General features: G+C 42.1%; 1 protein-coding gene. It reads left to right on the top strand.

The window, feature by feature from the left end:
• Nucleotides 1-573: 573 nt before the first annotated feature.
• A complete protein-coding gene (locus tag DW947_RS21270) occupies nt 574-2,382 on the top strand; it encodes a reverse transcriptase/maturase family protein (RefSeq protein WP_119958631.1) in 1,809 nt (602 codons plus the stop codon).
• The last annotated feature ends 113 nt before the right edge of the window (nt 2,383-2,495 follow it).

The following is a 2,495-nucleotide window of genomic DNA, read 5'->3' as shown; positions in this document are numbered from 1 at the left end:
GTGCGCCCAGAATGGTCGCTTAATAAATACTTCTTTAGCAAGAAGTTAGGATTGGGTTCGATATAATCCTATCGTCAATCAGTTTATCCAAAGGGGAAACCCGATGGGGAGTGTAGCATACTGATTAAAGCTCCAAGTCCACTAATAGTCAGGTGGCGACTGAGGGGCAAGACGAAAAGACATACATAAGGATGAAGCCTTGATTGGTTGAATGATAGTTCAGTGGTACCAGATCTTGCAACAACGGAAGACTATTATACATACGTTGTTTCATAGTACTCTGCCTATTTTGTGCGTTAGTGCAGAGCATAAAGAACCGACTATGACACAGCCGCAATAAGCGGACAAGAACGAAAGTCGCATCCGACAGTATGTCGTGCTAATAGTTATTAAGAGAACTAACTGGGGATTACCTAAGTCGGAACGCTGGAACAAACAGCTATAAAGAAAGCTTTTGAATATCCGATATGGTAACGGAACTTCCGTAGTAGTCTGAGCAAGGGAAAGCCTTGTACATGGCGAAGGGAAGTAGTCTGTAACTTTAATACAAACAACGGAAAACGTGAGAGACGTATGAGAAATCCAGAGCAAGTATTAAACATTTTAGCTGGACACAGCAATGAGCCCGAGTATAAATACGAAAGGCTTTACCGTATTCTATTCAATGAACAGATGTTCTTTGTCGCCTACCAACGTATGTATGCAAAGCCGGGCAACATGACACCCGGCACAGATGGCAAAACTGAGGATGAAATGAGCATTGATAGGATAAACAAACTCATAGAGAGTATAAAGGATGAGACTTATAGTCCCAATCCTGCAAAGAGAACTTACATTCCGAAAAAAAATGGGAAGATGCGTCCGCTAGGAATACCGTCTTTTGAAGACAAATTGGTTCAAGAGGTAGTAAGAATGGTGCTTGAAGCCATATATGAGGGACACTTTGAGTGGACATCGCACGGTTTCAGACCAAACCGAAGCTGCCACACAGCACTGAAAAGTCTACAAAACAATTTCAACGGTGCAAAATGGTTCATTGAGGGAGATATAAAAGGCTTCTTTGACAACATAGACCATAATGTGCTGATAGAAATAATGAAAGGCAGAATAGCAGACGACAGATTTCTTCGTCTGATACGGAAATTCCTCAATGCAGGGTACATGGAAGAGTGGCAATTCAACAAGACTTATTCAGGGACACCGCAAGGTGGTATCATAAGCCCTATTTTGGCAAACATATACCTAGACAAGTTCGATAAGTACATGGATGAATATGCCAACAAATTCAATAAAGGGACAGCAAGAAGCCGCAACAAGGATATTTGCAAACTCAACAGCAGAGTACACTACCTAAAACGTAGGATAAATGAAGTAGAGGATGTAAACGTAAGAACAAGGATGGTAGAAGAACTGCACGAAAAGCAGAAGCTGATACTTACAATGCCAAGTGGCAATGATATGGATGTAAACTTTCGCAGGTTGAAATACGTGCGCTATGCCGATGATTTCCTTATCGGAGTTATCGGAACGAAAAACGAATGTGAGACAATCAAAGCTGACATCACTAAGTTTATGCAGGAAAAGTTAAGGCTGGAGATGTCACAGGAAAAGACTTTGATTACAAATGCACAAGACAGCGCAAAATTTTTGGGTTACGAAATATATGTCCGTAAAGACTATGCCACAAAGAGAAACAGTAACGGAACAGTGCGCAGATACTTCAACGGGAATGTGATACTACACGTTTCAAGAGAAGTAATCAAGAACAAGCTGTTCAGCCTCGAAGCCATGAAAGTTGTCCCCAAACACGGCAAGGAGACATGGGTGTCAAAAGGCAGGACTTATATGATTGACAATGAAGCGCACGAGATTGTATCTCAGTTTAATACCGAAATACGAGGGTTCTACAACTATTACTCAATAGCAAACAATGCATCGGCTTTGGGACGCTCTTTCGGCTGTATTATGAAGTTCTCCATGTACAAAACTCTTGCTCAAAAGCTGAATATGTCAGTGAGAAAAGTCATTGAAAGATACCGCAAGGACAATCTCTTTGCAGTGCCTTTTGTAAACAAGGGAGGAGAAACCAAGTACAGGGTATTCTATAATGAGGGATATGCCCGCAAAACGGATTGTGAAACAGCCCCAAGTGACAATCTGCCGTACATGTTCAAAACGCCATCGTTGAGTCTGATAGAAAGGCTTACAACAAAAACGTGCGAACTATGTGGCAAGCACGGAGAAGTGATAATGCACCATGTCCGCACACTCAAAGAGTTAAAAGGTAAAAATGACTGGGAACGCAAAATGCTCTACATGCACAGAAAGACTTTGGTTGTATGTGCGGAGTGTAACGCAAAAATCCAGAGATGTGTCAAGTAAGATGATGTTACAGATGGAGAGCCGTATACATGGAGACGTGTAAGTACGGTTCGGGGGCAGGTAAGCGAAAACCTACCGCTGTAAAGCGGAAAGGCGTTGTTTGCCGAGCCTAC

It is taken from the genome of Bacteroides sp. AM44-19, from assembly GCF_003603395.1.
Lineage (GTDB): Bacteria > Bacteroidota > Bacteroidia > Bacteroidales > Bacteroidaceae > Bacteroides > Bacteroides uniformis.
The sequence above is the reverse complement of the archived record's forward strand: the minus strand, read 5'-3'. Positions and strand labels throughout refer to the sequence as shown.

What these genes read in the sequence shown, in the direction of transcription:
- DW947_RS21270 (WP_119958631.1), top strand. Translation starts at nt 574, where the DNA reads ATGAGAAATCCAGAGCAAGTATTAAACATTTTAGCTGGACACAGCAAT.